Raw genomic sequence first — 16,264 nt, 5'->3', positions numbered from 1 at the left:
CCGAACCGGTATGATCCAAACTCATCTTGCTCTAGTCCATGATCTCGACCGTTGCCGAACGGCCGGCGACCAGTGCGATGCGATCGGGCAGGTGATCGAGCGCAATGCGCACCGGGACGCGCTGTGCGAGCCGGACCCAGCTGAAGGTCGGATTGACGTTTGCGAGCAGGTTCGCGCCGTCGGTGCGGTCGCGGTCCGCGATGCCGGCCGCAATGCTCTCGACGTGTCCGGTGAGCCGGACCGGCTCGCCCATCAGCCGCACCTGCGCCTTGTCGCCGATGCGAATGCGCGCGAGCTTGGTCTCCTCGAAATAGCCCTCGACATGCAGCGTATCGCTGTCGACCAGCGCCATCACGCCCTTGCCTGCGGTGACGTAGGCGCCGGGTCGCAAGTCCATATTGGTGATGGTGCCGTTGACGGATGCGTGCACCTCGCTGCGATCGAGGTTGAGCTGGGCCACGGCGCGATCGGCGACCGCCTGGTCGTAAGCGGCCTTGGCCTGCAGCTGCGTGGCCAGCACCTGCTCCTGCTTCTGCTGCGACACCGCATCGGTGGTCAGTGAACTGTAGCGTTTGAGATCCGATTCGGCCTGATCCAGCGTGGCGCGATGGCCGGCGACCGCAGCATCGGCCTGTTGCAACGCCAGGGCAAAGCGCGCGCGATCGATCCGGAACAGGATGTCGCCGCGATGCACTTGCTGATTGTCCTTGACCAGCACGTCGGTGACGAAGCCGGATACGTCGGGAGCAACCTGAACCACGTCGGCGCGGACCCTGCCGTCGCGGGTCCATGGCGATTCCATATAGTAGACCCAGAGCGCGCGACCGACGGCCAGCGCAGCGACAAGCGCGACCGCGGTCAGCGCGACCCGGCCGAGCCAGGCGAAATTCCCCTTCATGGCAGAAACTCCGAGAAATAAACGACGACGCCAAGCAGGCATACGTACAGGGCGAAATTGAACAGCGCGCGATGCCAGACCAGCCGGTAGAGCCCGAAGCGCTGCATGATCCGGCTCACCACCGCGCTCAGCGCATAGGCAACGATGAGCCACAGCAGCAGCGCCGGGACCAGGACACCATAGATGTCGAGCTCATATCTCATGCAGCAAAACTCTCCTCGGGCTGCGATCGATACGCAGGCGCATCCGGAAACAGGCCGCGGCGGATGCCGACGAGGCCGAGCAGTGCAACGTCCCGCGCGCGCTCATTGGGATCCTTGACGACCGCGGTCACCGTCGCATCGACGCGAGACAGCAATTCGGCCGGCATCGCCTGGTCCGCATGGGCGCGAAACGACGCCGCGAGGTTGTCCAGCATGTCGTCGATGGCACGCACGGTCGACGCCGCAAGGCCGTAGCGCGCCCGCCTGAGGTCGATGATATTGAGTCCGATGCGCAGCTGGACCAGGCTGTCGGCATCACGGCGGTCGCTCTCGGAGATGAAGGCGATGCGCTGCACCAGCAGGCCGAGCCGATGCAGCATCAGGCCGGCAAACTGTGCGCGATCGCCGCGGCCGCGCCGTTCGGCGGCGACCGCGAGCGTCTGCCAGCTCGACATCATCAGGCGCTTGGCGATCCATTCGGCGCCGACGCCGCGCGCGACCCGCGTCACGACCTCGGCGATGACGACGCCGAGGAAGAAGGCGACCGACGTATTGGCAAAGCTGGCGAAATCCGCGCTGTAGGTCGATTGCAGTGCGAGCAGCGTCGCGGTGTTGGCGGCGAGCGCCATGCCGATCGGCGCGGTTTTCGGCCGCGCGATCAGGAAGCCGTACAACAGGAAGGTCGGCGCCAGCGCGGCGATCAAAACCTCGATATGGGAGATGCCCGGCACCAGCGCGAACTGATAGATCGCGACCACGACGATCGCGACCAGCGAAAACAGGCCGAAGGCGCGGATGCTGCGCGCGGGCTCATCCTGCGCGGCGAAGAAGGAGCAGGCCACCGCCGCCATCATCGGCGCCGAGGCGCCGTCGGGCCAGCCGGTCGCGATCCACAGGCCGCAGCAGATCAGGATGGCCACCGCCGCCCCGGCAGCCGACCACAGCGCCATGCCGTGGTCGCGATGACGGACCGGCGCGGCGCCCGACTCCGGGTGGAACGCCAGCGCGACGGTGGAGATATCCTGGCCCGCCGCGATCGCATCGCCCACCGCGCGGCAGTCGGCCGAAATGTCGACAAGCTCGCGCAGCCGCAGCAGCAGGCTGATGGTGATGATGCGCTCCCGCGGCGCGAGACCGTCGAGCGCGGATTGCCGCTCGGCGATCGCGGCGCGGATCTGCTCGCCGGATTGCCGCGAGCGATCCTCGTCCACGATCCATGCGGCGAGGTCGCCGATCAGCCGCCGCAGCTCCGGCTGCCTCTGCAGCGCCGCTTCGCCGAGTGCGGCCAGCCGGTCTTCGATCGAGGTGACGATCGGCAGCAGCATCAGCATGCGCAGCCGGACCTCACTGAGGCCACGTACGGTGCCGGCGTCGGCCAGCCGGTCGTAGGCGAGATGGGTCGCCAGCGTATCGATCTCGACGATGTCGGTCGCAAGGTGGAGGCGTTGGGCCCGGCGCGTCTCGCTGCTGCCGCGATCAAGCAGCACGTCGCGGGACAGGCGGCGCGCATCCGCCAGCCAGCTCCTGACGCGGCCGCCGACCGCCGGCGCGACGCTGCGCGGAAACACCACCGTCGACACCAGGCTGGCACAGATGATCCCGAGCGAGATCTCTTCGACCCGCGCCAGCGCGACATCGAAGATGCTGCCGGGGTCGGCTACAGTCGGAAAGCCGATCAGCGCGACGGTGTATCCCCCCAGCATGAAGATATAGCTGCGCGGCGTGCCGTCGAGCAGCGCCAGATAAAGGCAGAGGCCGACCCAGAGCGCGATCGCAAGGCACAGCAGTTCCGGCGCGTTGATCAGGTTCGGCACCAGGGCGACCGTCATGCTCGCGCCGACCAGGGTGCCGATCACGCGGAAGAACGCCTTCGAGCTGGTCGCACCGGCCAGCGGCTGTGACGTGATATAGACCGTCGCCATCGCCCAATAGGGGCGCGGCAGATCGATCGCCAATGCGATGACGAGCGCCAGCATCGACGCGGCGAACGTCTTCAACGCGAAGATGAGGTCCGCGTGGCGGACCAGGAACGGCTCTTCCGCGCGCATGACTATCTCGCCTCTGCAGCAGTCTTGTCTGCAGCAGTCTTGCCTGCAGGAGTCTTGCCTGCAGGAGTCTTGCCTTGAACACTCTTGGCGTGCTGCAGGCGGCTCGCGCGCTGCTCGATGCGCTGGAGCGTCTCGAAGGTTACCGCAAGTTCCTCGCTGCCGATATCCTTCAGCAGGCTTGCGCGCACGCGGCGTAGCACCCGGTTGGTCTCCTCGACCTTGGCCTCGCCTGAAACGGTGAGATGCAGCGTCTTGGCGCGCCGGTCGGTCGGGTCCTCGCGGCGCTCGACCAGGCCTTCGGATTCGAGCAGATCGATCAGCCGAACCAGCGAAGGCCCCTCGATCCCCAATTCGTCGGCGAGCACGCCCTGACGGACATTCTCCCCCTGCCGCGACAGCACCAGCAGCGGGATCGCCGTGGCGTAGGACAGGCCGTGATCCGACAGCGCCTGATCCGACTCGCGACGCCAGATCCGCCCGAGCCGGGTGATCAGGCGGCCGATCTCGGCGTGGATGTGGGATTGCGACGGAGGCATGTGGATTAGATAGGATACGAACTATTAGGTTGCAATCATATACCTTGCGAACATCGCGGTTGATCACGCAAATGCGATCACGGAGGACGTCAGAATTCCTGCACGGTCGACCGGAAGACGATCCAGAGCGCAACCGACACAAGCCCCAGTCCGCCGAGCACCAGGAAGACCGGACCGTAGCCGACCCATTGTGCGATCCAGCCGCCGAGCGCCGGGCTCAGCGAGGCGCCGATGCCCTGGACGGTAATGACCGCGCCTTGCCCGAGATTGACGCGGCCGGTTCCGTTCAGTGATCGCGCGACCATTCCCGGCACGGCCACGCTTTGCAGGCCGGCGCCGATGCCGTCGAGGATTTGTACCGGCAGGACGCCCCACCAGCCGGACAGAAAGAAGGCAAGTACGCCGCGCACGGGCAACACCAGAAACGACAGCAGCAGGACGGGCCAATAGTTGCGGCGCTCGGCCGCGCGCATGCCCGCGATCGACGCAAGGATCATCACCGCCTGCGCGACCACGATCGTGGTCGCGACGAAGCTTGGACCGTTGGCATAATTGCCTGCGACGGCAGCAAGGCCGTAGAGAGGTACGATCGACGCGTTGCCGAGGTGGAATGCGGCCAGTGCGACGGCGAGCACCAGCAGCGGCTTGTGCTTGACCAGCACGGAGAAGCCGCTGGGCTGGCTGTCCGGGTCTTCTTCCTTACCGCGTGCTGCGTGGTGATCGATGCTGCCGGGCGGGATCATCAGGACGCAAGCAATCGTGACCGCGCCGAACAGGGCGGCGAGCACGAACACTGCCACATAGCCGTATTGCCAGCCGAGATAGCCCGATGCCGCGGCGCCGACCATGTTGCCGGCGTGGTTGAAGGCCTGGTTGCGGCCGTTCTGCCGGTTGAAGCCGCGCTGTCTGACGATGCCGAGCGTGATGCCGGTGACCGCCGGAACGATCGCCGCGCCCGCGATCGAGGTCGCAACCTGGGACAGCGCGACGGCCCAGAAGCTTTGCGACATCAGGATGACGGCCGATGCCACCACGACCGCGACGCCTGGCACGATCACCCATGCCCGCTTGTGGTTCGTCGTATCGATGCAGCCGCCGATCGGTGTCGTGATCAGCATGCCGGCGACATTGCCGAGCGTGAGGGCGGTGCCGATCAGGCCGCTGGTCCAGCCATGCAGTTGAAGGAAGACCCCGACGAACGGCCCGATCCCGGACTGCATGTCTGCCATGAAGAAGTTCACGGCCAGCAGCGGCCACAGGCGCGCAGGCGCAGAAGACGATTTCGCTTTGCGATCGGGCATGTTCCATGAACGCGCAGGAACGCCGAACGAAGCGGTGGTGGACGGATATTTCTGCGCAACCGGGAGTGACGCGATACGCACGGCGACCGTCGGCACGATTCTCGAACCGGAGATCGCGGCTGACACCGTTGCGGTCCGGCTCGCGCCGGTCCGTGTCTATCGCACCAGCATGTAGGCGACGACGATGATCACGAGCGCGATGATCGCTGACGTGAACATCATGCCGTAGGAACGTGCCTGCCTTTCCTGGGGCGTCTCAATTGTGTTTGCCGGCGCTGGTTCGGCCGGGCCTTCTCGGACCATGATTGGCGTCCTGCTCATCACATCTCCAGTCCGACGCCGCCGACGCAGCTTCGTTCCTATTCAGCCCGGAGCCGGCCGGTTGCGCGTAGGAACCTCGCTCCGAACCGGTCGTTGGCCGGTCGTCCGCAAGACATATCGGCGCAACGGCACGTGACGCAGCGCCACCCTGCGCAAGGAGGACATGATGGGTTTGGCTCAATACGCCGTCATCGCGGCTGGCGAGGAATGGGGCGTTCTGCACGACGGCAAGCTCAACGCCGGATACGCCACCAAGGAAGCCGCATTCGAGTCGGCAACTGCCGCCGCGGCGCTGGCGATCAGGTTGGGACATGAAGTCCACGTCAGCGTGCCCGGACGCGAAGAAGGTGAGGCGGCCCTTACCAGACAGCCGGCATAGCCTGAACTGCGGTTGCTGCCCGCACCGTCGCAGCCTGTCGCCCGCTCTCAGCCGAAGTCGTACATCAACGGGCTCCAGTCCTCGCCCGGCCGATATAGATATCGCCGCGTCCGACGCGCCTGCTAGCGCTCATGCGGCACGCATGCTGCAGCGATCAGGTGGGTGACAGGCATCCCAACCGGCTCCGTGCCTTCGTCCGCGTCAAGGCATCACGGTCGGTCTTCTGTTCACCTTGTTCTTGAACGGCAAGGGCGAGGGCCGGTCGGTGCGCGTGTCGCAGGTCAACATGCCGCGCGTCACGATGACTGATCCCTTGAGCAAAACAGATCGCGCAACTCCGGTAGCAAATCGGATGGAACTCACATTGGTGCGGCTGTGGCAATCTACCGCGCCGCTCAGCACAATCCTCCGTTTGCACCTCTGCGCAATCTGTACAAATAGGTCGGGGATGCGCTCCGCTCGTTTCCTTCTTACGCTGTCTCGCGATCGTCGCGCGTAGGTGCCGCGGATGCACGGAGGAAGTGTGCCGGCGGCTGAACCGGTTGCTACCGGCGCGCCCGCGGCTATCGCGCCGGAGAGGATGCATGATCACCGAAGCGGACCTCGACCGGATGATGATCCAAATGATGTTCCAAATGATGTTCCAAGGGTTCGGCCAACGCTTGCGGTGGAAGGCGGTCGGCGACAACGTCGCGAATGCTCAGTTGGATTGAGAGGACAACGCAGCGTCCAGGAGGAACTCGAAGAGAATGCTTACGGACGTACGGCAGATCAAGGCGGCGCGCGCGCTCCTCCGCTGGAGGCAGGATCGGCTTGCGCAAGAAGCTGGTTTGGCACTTGCGACGATCCGACGTCTGGAGCGTCTTGAAGGCCGGATAGAAGCCAACTTCGACACAGTGCAGCGGATTCGCGAGGCGCTTGAGAATGCCGGAATCGAATTCGTCGGCGCGCCAAACCTGGGCGTTCATGTTTCGGCGACGCGACAGGAAGGCGTTGCCAAGCCTGAGGTCGGCTGAAGAGTCTTCGATACGACGATTGGATGTCCTGCGCCGCGGAGGTTTCCACTCAACTGAATCTATTTTGGCCAACGTGCGTCCCGCGCTGTGAAGGTGTCGGGACGTTTTCGTGCGCGCGCCATAAATCAGCGATCAACGGATAGCGCAAAAGCTATCTTTCTAGCGTTACTGATACTTCATGTATGGAATATAAATATCTTCTTATATCAGTGTGTTAGAAGTATCACGAGACGACATTGAATGCGTGTGACAAGCATTTGTCGCATTGTCGCGTCTCACGAACTGTTGTTCTCATCGATCCGCGTGGTGAGGGGCTTCGCGGAGATTGGAGATCGGTCACCGATCATCCGTCTCACGCCGAAGCGACGCGGATTGGTTGGGGATGAAGATCAGGGGCGCAGTCAGCTCGATCGCAAATCTCCTCAAACGAAAAAAGGCAGGAGGTTTTATGCAGCTTTCCAAGAGTGTTATTTTGGCTTCGGCAGCGTCGTTCATTGGATTGGCCGGCGCGCAAGCGGCCGACCTTCCACTGAAGGCCAAGGCGGTCGAATACGTGAAGGTGTGTTCGCTGTACGGCCCGGGTTTCTACTACATCCCGGGTAGCGACACGTGCATCAAGCTGGGCGGTTATTTGCGCGTCGACGTTCTGGCGAACACGAACTCCGACAACACCGGCAACACCTCGGGTGCCGGCGGTGCGAACAATCGTTTCACCAACGGCTACACCTGGCGTTCTCGTCAGGATCTGAACATCGACACGCGTACCGCGACCGAATACGGCGTGGTCCGCACCTTCTTCGATGCGACCTTCAGCTGGACCACGGATAGCTATGCCGGGCAGGGCAATGGCGCGACCGTCTACTCGCCGATCGGCACGACGCAGGCTCCCAACAACGCCAATGGCGGTGGTGTCGCGGGCGGTACGGTCGGCGTCTACTACGCCTTCATCCAGTTCGCGGGCTTCACCATGGGCAAGGCGGTCTCGCAGTTCTCAACGCCGTGGGCCAACTACCCGGGCAACAACTACGACGGTCTCGTCGGTGGCGGCGGCACGATCACCGGCGTGAACCAGTTCACCTACACCGCGCAGTTCGGCAACGGCGTGTCGATGGCACTGTCGGCGCAGGATCAGACGGCCTACTACCAGGCTGGCGTCAACAATCTGGGCGCTGCGCCGGGCGCACTCGGCGCGTTCGGTCTCAGCAACTACGCTGGCACGGTCGCGCCCGACCTTGTTGCGATGTTGCGCGTCGACCAGGCCTGGGGTCTGTTCCAGGCGTCCTTCGCGGCGCATAACAACCATGCGGCCTACTACGGCGGCACTGAAACCACCGGCCATCCGGACGACAAGTGGGGCTGGGCGGGTCAGTTGGGCCTGTCGATCAAGAATATCCCGACCGGACCTGGCGACACGATCAACATCCAGGGCGTCTACACCAACGGCGCAACCCGCTACAACATCCAGGACCTTGCCGGTTCGGCTGGTTCGAACACGGTGTTCGGCGGCACCAATCTGCCGGGCGCGTATCAGAGCGTCGGCTTCGGCATGGCGCCTGACTCGGTGTTCGTCGCCGGTGGCCAGCAGCAGCTGATCACGACCTGGGGCATGCGCGGCGCGTACACCCACAATTGGGATGCCTACTGGAACACGGCAATCTACGGTGCCTACGCCGGGGTCCGCTATAACGGTACGGCCAAGTCCTATATCTGCGGCCCAACCGGCTCCGGTGTGGGTGGTTCGTTCGGCGCCGCCTTCGGCACCGCCGGCCTGACCTCCTGCAACCCCGATTACAACATCGCACAGCTCGGCCTGATCACCCGGTGGACCCCGGTCAAGAACCTGACCTTCTCGGCAGATCTGACCTACACCCACATCGATCAGAAGTTCGCGGGCACGATCGCCTATCCGGGCAGCGCCGGCATCGGCAAGCCGGGCACCGTGTACGAACTGAAGGACCAGAACACCGTGCTCTTGCTCCTTCGTGCCCAGCGCAACTGGTAAGGATTCATCAACAGAAAGGGAGATTGCTCTGAACTCATAGAGATTGTTACCTCCAAGGAAGGCCTCCGGTATGCCCATCGGAGGCCTTCGCATTTTGATCGCCGGTTCTGATTCGATCAGAATCGAAAACGCCTTGGTCCCGGCGACTATTGTTTCGAACGCGATTGCGACGCGGGCCGCCGGCGAGGCGACTTGGGCGGAGGTTGCCGCCTTCTCCTGGGCGCGGTTCGCCGCTTGCCGTTCAATTGAACGTTGGCGGACACCGCCTGTTCAAATCCTGTCAGATCCATCAGCAGGCTTGCGATGTCGTCGCGCGGCACGTCGAGGAACAATGCCGAGAGCGCGCGCGTCTGCTCCGCCCGCAGCCGGCGAAGGATGGCCCTGCCGGCTTTCGTCAGCAGAACGACCTGAACGCGGCGATCCGCCTCCGCGGTTACGCGTTTGATGTGACCGATCTTGACGAGTTCGTTGACGAGAGCGGTGACATTGCTTTGCGGCACCATCAAAGCGTTGGCGAGGTGATTCAACGCCATGCCGCGCTTTGAGGCCGATAGCGCTTCCAGCACATGCAGGCGGGCAAGGCTGTATTCGAATCGGTCCCTGAGCCGCCGATTGATCTCTCTTGCGATTTGCGACGAGCAGCCGAGCAGCCGCAACCAAAGTTTGGTTTCGTCCTCGTTCATCCCCGGGCTGGCTCCGCGCCGCCTACGGATCGAGCTCAGTATCCCAGTAGAGATAATCGAGCCAGCTCTCGTGCAGATAGTTCGGTGGGAACAGCCGGCCGTTGCGGTGCAGCTGATGAACGGTCGGGGCGTAGGGCGTCTGCTTCGGAAACATCTTGGCCTGCTGCGGCGTCAGATTGCCCTTGCGCAGATTGCAGGGCGAGCAGGCGGCGACGACGTTCTCCCAGGTGGTCTGGCCACCCTTGCTGCGCGGAATGATGTGATCGAAGGTGAGGTCGTCGCCCGACAGGCAATATTGGCAGCTGAATCGGTCGCGAAGGAAGACGTTGAACCGGGTGAAGGCGGGGTGGGTGGTCGGCTTGACGAAGGATTTCAGGGATACGACGCTGGGCAGCTGGATTTCGAAGGAAGGACTTCGTACCGCGCGGTCGTAATATTCGACGATGTTGACGCGATCGAGGAACACCGCCTTGATCGCGTCCTGCCAGGACCAGAGCGACAGCGGGTAATAACTGAGCGGCCGGAAGTCCGCATTCAAGACCAGCACCGGCCAACCGCCTTGCGAGACATGTGCGTTCAAATAACGCTCCTGACTCCCATTAGCTGCGAAGCAGCATGCACTCACATACTACAGGCAGCGTGACGGGATTGTGAAGAGCAATGAGCAGCTTATCCGCCGTCCCCTGCCATGTTCCTGCCCCGATTGCCTCCCGCCCGCGAGGCCCGTAAAGGGAGCCGCAAGCCCCTCGGCCAGTGACGGACCCCTGCCGATGACCACGACCACAAGCTATCTCGAGGCGCCGCGCCGGTTGCGCGCATTCGTGCGTGCGCACGAGACGAGCCTCGTGGTGCTGGCGGTGCTGATCGGCGCCATTGGCGGCCTCGTGGTGGCGGTGATGAGCAGCCTCGTCACGGTGCTGCATTCGGTGCTGTTCAATCTGCCGCTGGGCGAGCGGCTGTCGAGCCAGCCCAGCATCGATCCGGTGCGGGCACTGCTGGTTCCCACGGCTGGCGGCCTGCTGCTGGGCATAGCGTTCCTGCTGCTGCTCAGGGTCCGGCCGGCCCGCGAGATCGACCCGATCGAGGCCAACGCGCTCTATGGCGGGCGGATGTCGTTCCGCGGCAGCGTGATCGTGGCGCTGCAGACGATCTGGTCGAGCGGCGTCGGCGGTTCGGTCGGGCTCGAGGCCGGTTACACCCAATTGTCCAGCGGCCTTGCCGCCTCGCTCGGCCGCGGTTTCCATCTCCGCCGCAACGACCAGCGGATCATGGTCGGCTGCGGCGCGGCGGCGGCGATCGCCGGCGCCTTCAGCGCGCCGCTCGCCGGCGCATTCTACGCTTTCGAACTTGTGATCGGCGGTTACACGCCGGCGAGCCTGACCCCGGTCGGGGTGGCGGCGGTGACCGGCTATTTCGTCGCCCATGCCTTCGAGCCGCTGCCGCTCGGCGTCGGCGTCGGAACCGTCGGCGACGTGCTCGGGCGGGATCTTGCGATCGCCGCGCTGCTCGGCATGGTCGCGGCGCTGACCGGGATCGCGATCATGCGCGGGGTGACGCTGTGCGAGGCGGTGCTGACCAAGACCCGGCTCTGGCAGCCGCTGCGGCCGGCGCTCGGCGGGCTTGCGGTCGGCGCCATGGCGCTGCTGACGCCGCAGGTGATGTCGTCGGGCCATGGCGCGCTGCGCTTCGCCGGCATCGTGGCGATGCCGCTCACCATCATCGCCGGCGTGTTCGCGCTGAAGGCGCTCGCCTCGATCGTGTCGCTCGGCTCCGGCTTCCGCGGCGGATTGTTCTTCGCCACGCTGTTCATGGGCGCGCTCGGCGGCCGGCTGTTCGCCGCCGGCGTCGACATCGTGTGGCCGGGGCTTGATCTCGATCCCAACGCCTATGCGGTGATCGGCATGAGCGCGCTGTCGGCCTCGGTGATCGGCGGTCCGCTGACGATGTCGTTCATCGCGCTGGAATCCACCGGCAACCTCTGGCTCACCACCGCGGTGCTGGTCGCGGTCATCATCTCGACCACGATCACCCGCGAGCTGTTCGGCTATTCGTTCGCGACCTGGCGGCTGCATCTGCGCGGCGAGACCATCCGCAGCGCCGCCGATATCGGCTGGATCCGCGACCTCACGGTCGGCAAGATGATGCGGCAGGACATGACGACGGTGAACGCGGCGATGCCGATCGACGCGTTCCGCGAGGAATTCCCGCCGGGCTCGAAGACCCAGGTGGTCGCGGTCGACGGCGAGGGACACTATGCCGGGCTCGCGCTGGTCGCGGAAGCGCATGCGCCTGATCTCGAGGAGGACAAGGGGCTTGCCGGGATTTTGCGCTACGCCGACGTGGTGCTGCACCCCGGCATGAACGTCCAGGAGGCGATCGCGGTGTTCGACGCGGCCGAAGCCGAATCGCTCGCGGTGGTCGAAGGCGATGGCGACCGGCGGCCGATCGGCCTGCTCACCGAAGCGCACGCGATGCGGCGCTATGCGGAAGAGTCCGAGCAGCGCCGCCGCGAGGTGATCGGGGAGATTTGATGGCGCGAGTGAAGGCGGGAGAGTGACCGTCGCTGCGCGGCGCGCCGTCAGTCCCGTCATCCCCGCGCAAAGGCTTCGCCTTTGTCGCTGGAGGAGCGCGGCACGCGCGTCTCGAAGGATGCACGGCCACCAGCCGGGCCGTCGATCCTTCGAGACGCGCGCGATGCGCGCTCCTCAGGGTGACGGGGATGAGGTGGGGGGCCTGCTTCAATGCGGTGCGGCTACCCCGTCACCTTCTCCAGCTTCTGCAAGCACCGCGTCACGCGCACCGCGGCGGGCATCTCGGTGTCCGGAAAGCTGGTCTTCCAGTCGGTGACGCCGACTTCGCCGACATAGATGTCGCCGCGCGAATCCAGTGCGATGCCGTGCGGCGCCAGGAATTTGCCGGTCTCGACACCCGGGCCGTGCTCGCCGCCGAGCCGGGCGATGCGCTTGCCGGTGCCATCCACGATCGACAGCCGCGGGCCGAGATTGGGCACCTTGCGGTTGACCGCCATGCCGGGACCGAGCTCGCCGATCACGAAGTTCGGCTGCTTGCCGCCTCCGCAGCAGCACAGCGCGCAGGGCCGGTGCAGATTGTTCCACTGCGTCTCGTATTTGCCGTTGCCGTCGAACACCTGGACGCGGTGGTTCTCGCGGTCGGCGACGTAGACGAAGCCGTCGGCGTCGGTCGCGATGTTGTGCACGATGTTGAACTGGCCGGGATCGGTGCCGGGCTCGCCCCAGGTTTTGATCAGCCGGCCGTCCGGCGTGTATTTGTGGACGCAGGCATTGCCGTAGCCGTCGGAGACGTAGATCTCGCCGTTTGGCGACAGCGCCGTATGGGTGCAGCGATGGAACGGCTCGCCGCTCATGAACGGCGCCGGCTTGTTCGGGATGCCGATCGTCAGCAGCACCTTGCCGTCGGTTGAGCATTTGCGCACGGTGTGGTCGCCGTCATCGGTGCAATAGAGATTGTCGTCGGCGTCGATGTGCAGGCCGTGCGCGCGCGAGAACACGCCTTCGCCGAAGCTCTTGATGAAATTCCCCTCGCGGTCGAGCACCACCATCGGGTGTTCGCCGCGGTTGAAGACAAAGATGCGGTCCTTGCTGTCGACCGCGACGGACGCGACATCCGCCAGGCTCCAGCCGTCCGGCAATTTCGCGAAGTTCTCGACGACGCGATAGCGGTGCTCGCCGGTGCCTAGGATGGTTGGCATAGGGATTCTCCTCTCGGGTGTCGTTCCGGGGCGCGGAGCGAACCCGGAACCTCGAGATTCCGGGTTCGATGCTGCGCATCGCCCCGGAATGACGGTGGTGGTTGTTATGAAAGCCTCGCCAGCGGCCCGACGTCGCGCGGCAGCAGGCCTTCCTCGATCGCCTTGATCTGCAGCGCGAGATAGCGCGAGTTGATGCGGCATTGCGCGAGGCTGCCGGCGATGAACCAGAGGCCGGGCTGCGGCGTGCGGGTGTACATGTTGCGCAGCTCCTGGCCGTCGCCGAAGCCCCAGATCGGGCCGACGCGTTCGGCCATCGCCGCGCCGAACAATTTCTTCACCAGCTCTTCCTGCGGCCGGTAGCCGGTCGCGAGCACGATGAGATCGGTCTGCAACGTCTCGCCGTTCTTCAGCCGCGCGCCGTCGCTCACGAAGGTCTCGATATCGGCAAACTGCTTCAGTCCGACGGCGCCGCTCGCGACGAGGTCGGAGCAGCCCACGTTGAAGTAATAGCCGCCGCCGCGGGTCAGGTATTTGAACTGCCAGCCGGTGCCGCCGTCGCCGAAATCGAGCTTGAAGCCCTTGCGCGCGAGGCCGTCGAGCAGCGGCTTGTCGAGCTCTTTCGACTGCTCGGTCATCAGCACGTGGCTGCGCTTGGCGAGCGTAAGCGGCATCGAGGTCGCGATCAGGTCGTTGTCCTCGAGCGAGCCTTCATTATAGGCGGCATAGGCCAGCTGCGCCGACGGCTCGATATTGGTGATCAGGGTCGAGGAGCGCTGCACCAGCGTGACCTCGGCGCCGGAGGAATGCAGGTCCTGCGCGATGTCGTGGCCGCTGTTGCCGGTGCCGATCACCAGCGCGCGCTTGCCGGTCCAGCTCTCGCCGTCCTCGTAGCGGCTGGAGTGCATGACCTTGCCGGAAAAATTCTTCAGCCCTGACATCTCGGGCAAATTGGGGATGCCGCTGACGCCGGTCGCCATCACGACATGGCGCGGCTGCATGGTCCGTGTCGTGCCGTCGGCGCGGCGCAGCTCGACAGTCCAGCGTCCCTGCGCCTCGTCATAGCTGCCGCCGACGAATTCCGTGCCGGTCCAGAAGTTCAGCTCCATGGCATCGACATAGGATTCGAACCAGTTGGCGAGCTTGTCCTTCGGGATGTAGGTCGGCCAGTTCGGCGGGAACGGCATGTAGGGCATGTGATTGACCTGCACCTGGTTGTGCAGGGTCAGCGCGTGGTAGCGCTTGCGCCAATTGTCGCCGACCCGCGCCTCGCGGTCGACGATCAGCGCGTCGAGCTTGAGCTGTTGCAGCCGGGCGGCGATCGCAAGCCCCGCCTGTCCGCCGCCGACCACCAGCACATCGGGATCGCGGCCGGCATACTCGGCGGATGCTTTGCGCAGGTCGAGCCAATTCGGGCCGCGGAAGTCGCGGGAATAGGCCTGTCCACGCGGCCGCGTATGGCCCTGCTGCTCCTCAAAACCCCTGAGCTCCTCGAGCGCGGTCAACAAGGTCCAGGCCTTCAGCCGGTCGCCGTCGGCGGCGTCAGGGATCAGCCGCACGATGCCGTGGCCGCGGCCGGTGGCGGTCTCGAACTTGAAGATCGCTTCGATCGCGTTGGTGCCGGCGCGCATCACGCGGCGCGGCGCGGCGCGCTCGGCATCGATGCGGAAATCGCGCGGCGTGCTGCGGCGCGCATGCGCGGGCAATTCCTCGATGATCGCAAAGGCGCGATTGACGGTCTGGATATTCCAGCTCAGCGCCAGCACGTCGCGCCAGTAGCTGTCGGGATGGAACAGCGGCTTCAGCAGCACATCTTCGGAGCTCGCCAGCGCGTCCTCGAACTGCACAAGCCAGTTGTCGGCGGCGACCGAAATATCGTCCGTCTTGTCGAGCATCGGGCGTTTCTCGTCATCGGCCGCCCTTGGTCAGTTTCTTGGCGGCGTTCCCATTGCCGCAAAGCCTATACCCATTCGCGAGGCCGCAGAAAGGGCGCGACGGGATAGCGCCTATTCGGCCAGCGACAGGATCAGGCCCTGGTCCGGCGGAACGCGGCCCTGCAGGGTATCGAGATAAGCCTCGCGCACCGCGGCCGGGCCGCGCCGCTCGATGACCTCGAGCCAATTCGGCAGATGCGGCGCGAGCTCGGTCCAGGCGGCGCCAAAACGCTGGTCGACGCCGCCGGGCCCCCATTCCTTGGCACGCTTGCGGATCTGGTCCGGCGCGAAGAACCACACCGGCTTGGCGCCGGGCAGCGTCGGCCCGTCCGGCTCGCTCGCGCGATGCGTCAGCCCGACCCGGCTGGAATAGACCATCTGCGCGCCGAAGTGCCGGTGCAGGGCCTCTCGCAGCGCGCTGTTGCCGGCCATGTCGACATAGACGACAGGCTCGGCCGGCGGGATCGCGGTCACCTGATCGTAGGTGACGACCTCGTCATAGCAACCGAGCGATGTGACGAAATCGACATTGCCCTTGGACGTCAGTCCGATCACCCGGATGCCCCGTCTGTGCAGGAGATGGGCGAGGCCGAAGGCGGTCTTGCTCGACGCCGACGACAGGACGACGCGGCGTGCGCCGTAGAACTCGTTTTCGGCCAGGAAGTCGTCGACCATGAACGACAGCATGAACAAGGGCAGCAGCAGCGCGCGGAAATCGCCCTGCTGGCCGGCATAGGTCGGGTCGCCGGAGACGCGGGCATAGGCGTTGTAGACCGGCGAGACCTCCTGCCGGTGCGCGGCGCCATCGCGCAGGCCGCGCTTGCTGACATCGGCCGCCTCGATGACGAGGTGCGTCGCCATCGGGAAGTAGCCGAACAGCGTTTCGCCCGCTGCGATCATGGGATGCTTGGAGGCCAGCACCTCGCCAAAACCCCAGACCGGAATGATGCCGTAGTCCTTGGGCGCCGGGAACAGCTGCCAGTATTTCAGCTGCTCGCCGATCACGGCGTAGGTGATGTTGTTGGCGGTGAAGGCGAAGCGGGTCACTTTCACCAGCAACGCGTCGGCCGGCAGCGCCGCGGCATCGGGCAACTGCGTCTCGATCACCTTGCACTGCTGCAGATCGTTGCGGATGACGATGAAGTCAGTGGAGTTCATGGCGATGATCCCGGCTTCAGAAGTGCCGGCATCGTTGCGTCGATTGCCGGCCATTTGC

General features: G+C 65.0%; 17 protein-coding genes. 6 read left to right on the top strand and 11 right to left on the bottom strand.

Annotation, left to right across the window (positions count from 1 at the left end):
* Nucleotides 1-31: 31 nt before the first annotated feature.
* The 5 genes from FBZ93_RS21365 to FBZ93_RS21345 form a co-directional block, all read right to left on the bottom strand.
* The gene (locus FBZ93_RS21365) at nt 32-898 is read right to left on the bottom strand and encodes an efflux RND transporter periplasmic adaptor subunit (protein ID WP_146988227.1); all 867 of its coding nucleotides are present in this window, start codon (nt 896-898) and stop codon (nt 32-34) included.
* Nucleotides 895-1,101, bottom strand: a complete 207-nt coding sequence (locus FBZ93_RS21360) for a DUF1656 domain-containing protein (protein WP_146988225.1) — start codon at nt 1,099-1,101, stop codon at nt 895-897. The genes FBZ93_RS21365 and FBZ93_RS21360 overlap by 4 nt, the downstream gene beginning before the upstream one ends.
* The gene (locus FBZ93_RS21355) at nt 1,098-3,149 is read right to left on the bottom strand and encodes an FUSC family protein (protein ID WP_146988223.1); all 2,052 of its coding nucleotides are present in this window, start codon (nt 3,147-3,149) and stop codon (nt 1,098-1,100) included. Before FBZ93_RS21355 ends, FBZ93_RS21360 begins: the two co-directional genes overlap by 4 nt.
* A 2-nt stretch (nt 3,150-3,151) precedes the next feature.
* Nucleotides 3,152-3,685: a MarR family winged helix-turn-helix transcriptional regulator gene (locus FBZ93_RS21350; protein WP_246667579.1), complete on the bottom strand. Its 534-nt coding sequence runs from the start codon at nt 3,683-3,685 to the stop codon at nt 3,152-3,154.
* Nucleotides 3,686-3,774: 89 nt separating this feature from the next.
* Nucleotides 3,775-4,914 carry an MFS transporter gene (locus tag FBZ93_RS21345; RefSeq protein WP_246667578.1) on the bottom strand — a complete coding sequence of 380 codons (1,140 nt, stop codon included), beginning with the start codon at nt 4,912-4,914 and terminating at the stop codon, nt 3,775-3,777.
* Here FBZ93_RS21345 and FBZ93_RS40710 point away from each other — a divergent pair.
* Nucleotides 4,913-5,161 carry a hypothetical protein gene (locus FBZ93_RS40710; RefSeq protein ID WP_167529145.1) on the top strand — a complete coding sequence of 83 codons (249 nt, stop codon included), beginning with the start codon at nt 4,913-4,915 and terminating at the stop codon, nt 5,159-5,161. The genes FBZ93_RS21345 and FBZ93_RS40710 overlap by 2 nt on opposite strands.
* Here FBZ93_RS40710 and FBZ93_RS40705 read toward each other — a convergent pair.
* Nucleotides 5,143-5,307: a hypothetical protein gene (locus FBZ93_RS40705; RefSeq protein ID WP_167529148.1), complete on the bottom strand. Its 165-nt coding sequence runs from the start codon at nt 5,305-5,307 to the stop codon at nt 5,143-5,145. The two genes, FBZ93_RS40710 and FBZ93_RS40705, sit on opposite strands and share 19 nt — an antisense overlap.
* A 166-nt stretch (nt 5,308-5,473) precedes the next feature.
* On the opposite strand from FBZ93_RS40705, the gene FBZ93_RS21340 reads away from it, so the two are divergent.
* From FBZ93_RS21340 to FBZ93_RS21330, 4 genes are all read left to right on the top strand, one after another.
* Complete coding sequence (locus FBZ93_RS21340) at nt 5,474-5,686, top strand: hypothetical protein (RefSeq protein WP_146988220.1); 213 nt, start codon at nt 5,474-5,476, stop codon at nt 5,684-5,686.
* Nucleotides 5,687-6,270: 584 nt separating this feature from the next.
* Nucleotides 6,271-6,399 carry a hypothetical protein gene (locus tag FBZ93_RS41770; protein ID WP_283810832.1) on the top strand — a complete coding sequence of 43 codons (129 nt, stop codon included), beginning with the start codon at nt 6,271-6,273 and terminating at the stop codon, nt 6,397-6,399.
* Nucleotides 6,400-6,435: 36 nt separating this feature from the next.
* On the top strand, nt 6,436-6,702 hold the full coding sequence (locus FBZ93_RS21335; RefSeq protein WP_146988218.1) for a helix-turn-helix domain-containing protein: 267 nt from the start codon (nt 6,436-6,438) through the stop codon (nt 6,700-6,702).
* A 448-nt stretch (nt 6,703-7,150) separates the two neighbouring features.
* Nucleotides 7,151-8,704, top strand: coding sequence for a porin (locus FBZ93_RS21330; RefSeq protein WP_146988216.1), 1,554 nt, complete (start codon nt 7,151-7,153; stop codon nt 8,702-8,704).
* Nucleotides 8,705-8,850: 146 nt separating this feature from the next.
* Here FBZ93_RS21330 and FBZ93_RS21325 read toward each other — a convergent pair whose 3' ends face one another.
* Together FBZ93_RS21325 and FBZ93_RS21320 are read right to left on the bottom strand one after the other, a co-directional pair.
* Entirely contained in the window at nt 8,851-9,387 is a 537-nt protein-coding gene (locus tag FBZ93_RS21325) for a MarR family winged helix-turn-helix transcriptional regulator (RefSeq protein WP_146988214.1), read from the bottom strand.
* Between the two features lie 22 nt (nt 9,388-9,409).
* Entirely contained in the window at nt 9,410-9,967 is a 558-nt protein-coding gene (locus FBZ93_RS21320; RefSeq protein WP_016845270.1) for an HNH endonuclease, read from the bottom strand.
* 190 nt (nt 9,968-10,157) lie between these two features.
* On the opposite strand from FBZ93_RS21320, the gene FBZ93_RS21315 reads away from it, so the two are divergent.
* Nucleotides 10,158-11,918, top strand: a complete 1,761-nt coding sequence (locus tag FBZ93_RS21315) for a chloride channel protein (RefSeq protein WP_146988212.1) — start codon at nt 10,158-10,160, stop codon at nt 11,916-11,918.
* A gap of 221 nt (nt 11,919-12,139) precedes the next feature.
* Here the strand turns inward: FBZ93_RS21315 and FBZ93_RS21310 are convergent, their stop codons facing one another.
* From FBZ93_RS21310 to FBZ93_RS21300, 3 genes are all read right to left on the bottom strand, one after another.
* The gene (locus FBZ93_RS21310; protein WP_146988211.1) at nt 12,140-13,117 is read right to left on the bottom strand and encodes a peptidyl-alpha-hydroxyglycine alpha-amidating lyase family protein; all 978 of its coding nucleotides are present in this window, start codon (nt 13,115-13,117) and stop codon (nt 12,140-12,142) included.
* A 104-nt stretch (nt 13,118-13,221) separates the two neighbouring features.
* On the bottom strand, nt 13,222-15,009 hold the full coding sequence (locus FBZ93_RS21305) for a flavin-containing monooxygenase (protein WP_146988209.1): 1,788 nt from the start codon (nt 15,007-15,009) through the stop codon (nt 13,222-13,224).
* A 111-nt stretch (nt 15,010-15,120) separates the two neighbouring features.
* Nucleotides 15,121-16,206 carry a DUF2855 family protein gene (locus FBZ93_RS21300; RefSeq protein ID WP_146988207.1) on the bottom strand — a complete coding sequence of 362 codons (1,086 nt, stop codon included), beginning with the start codon at nt 16,204-16,206 and terminating at the stop codon, nt 15,121-15,123.
* Nucleotides 16,207-16,264: the final 58 nt, after the last annotated feature.

It is taken from the genome of Bradyrhizobium macuxiense (assembly GCF_007993935.1).
Taxonomy (GTDB): domain Bacteria; phylum Pseudomonadota; class Alphaproteobacteria; order Rhizobiales; family Xanthobacteraceae; genus Bradyrhizobium; species Bradyrhizobium macuxiense_A.
Note: the sequence above shows the minus strand (reverse complement) of the source record. Positions and strands in the feature narration are given on the sequence as shown.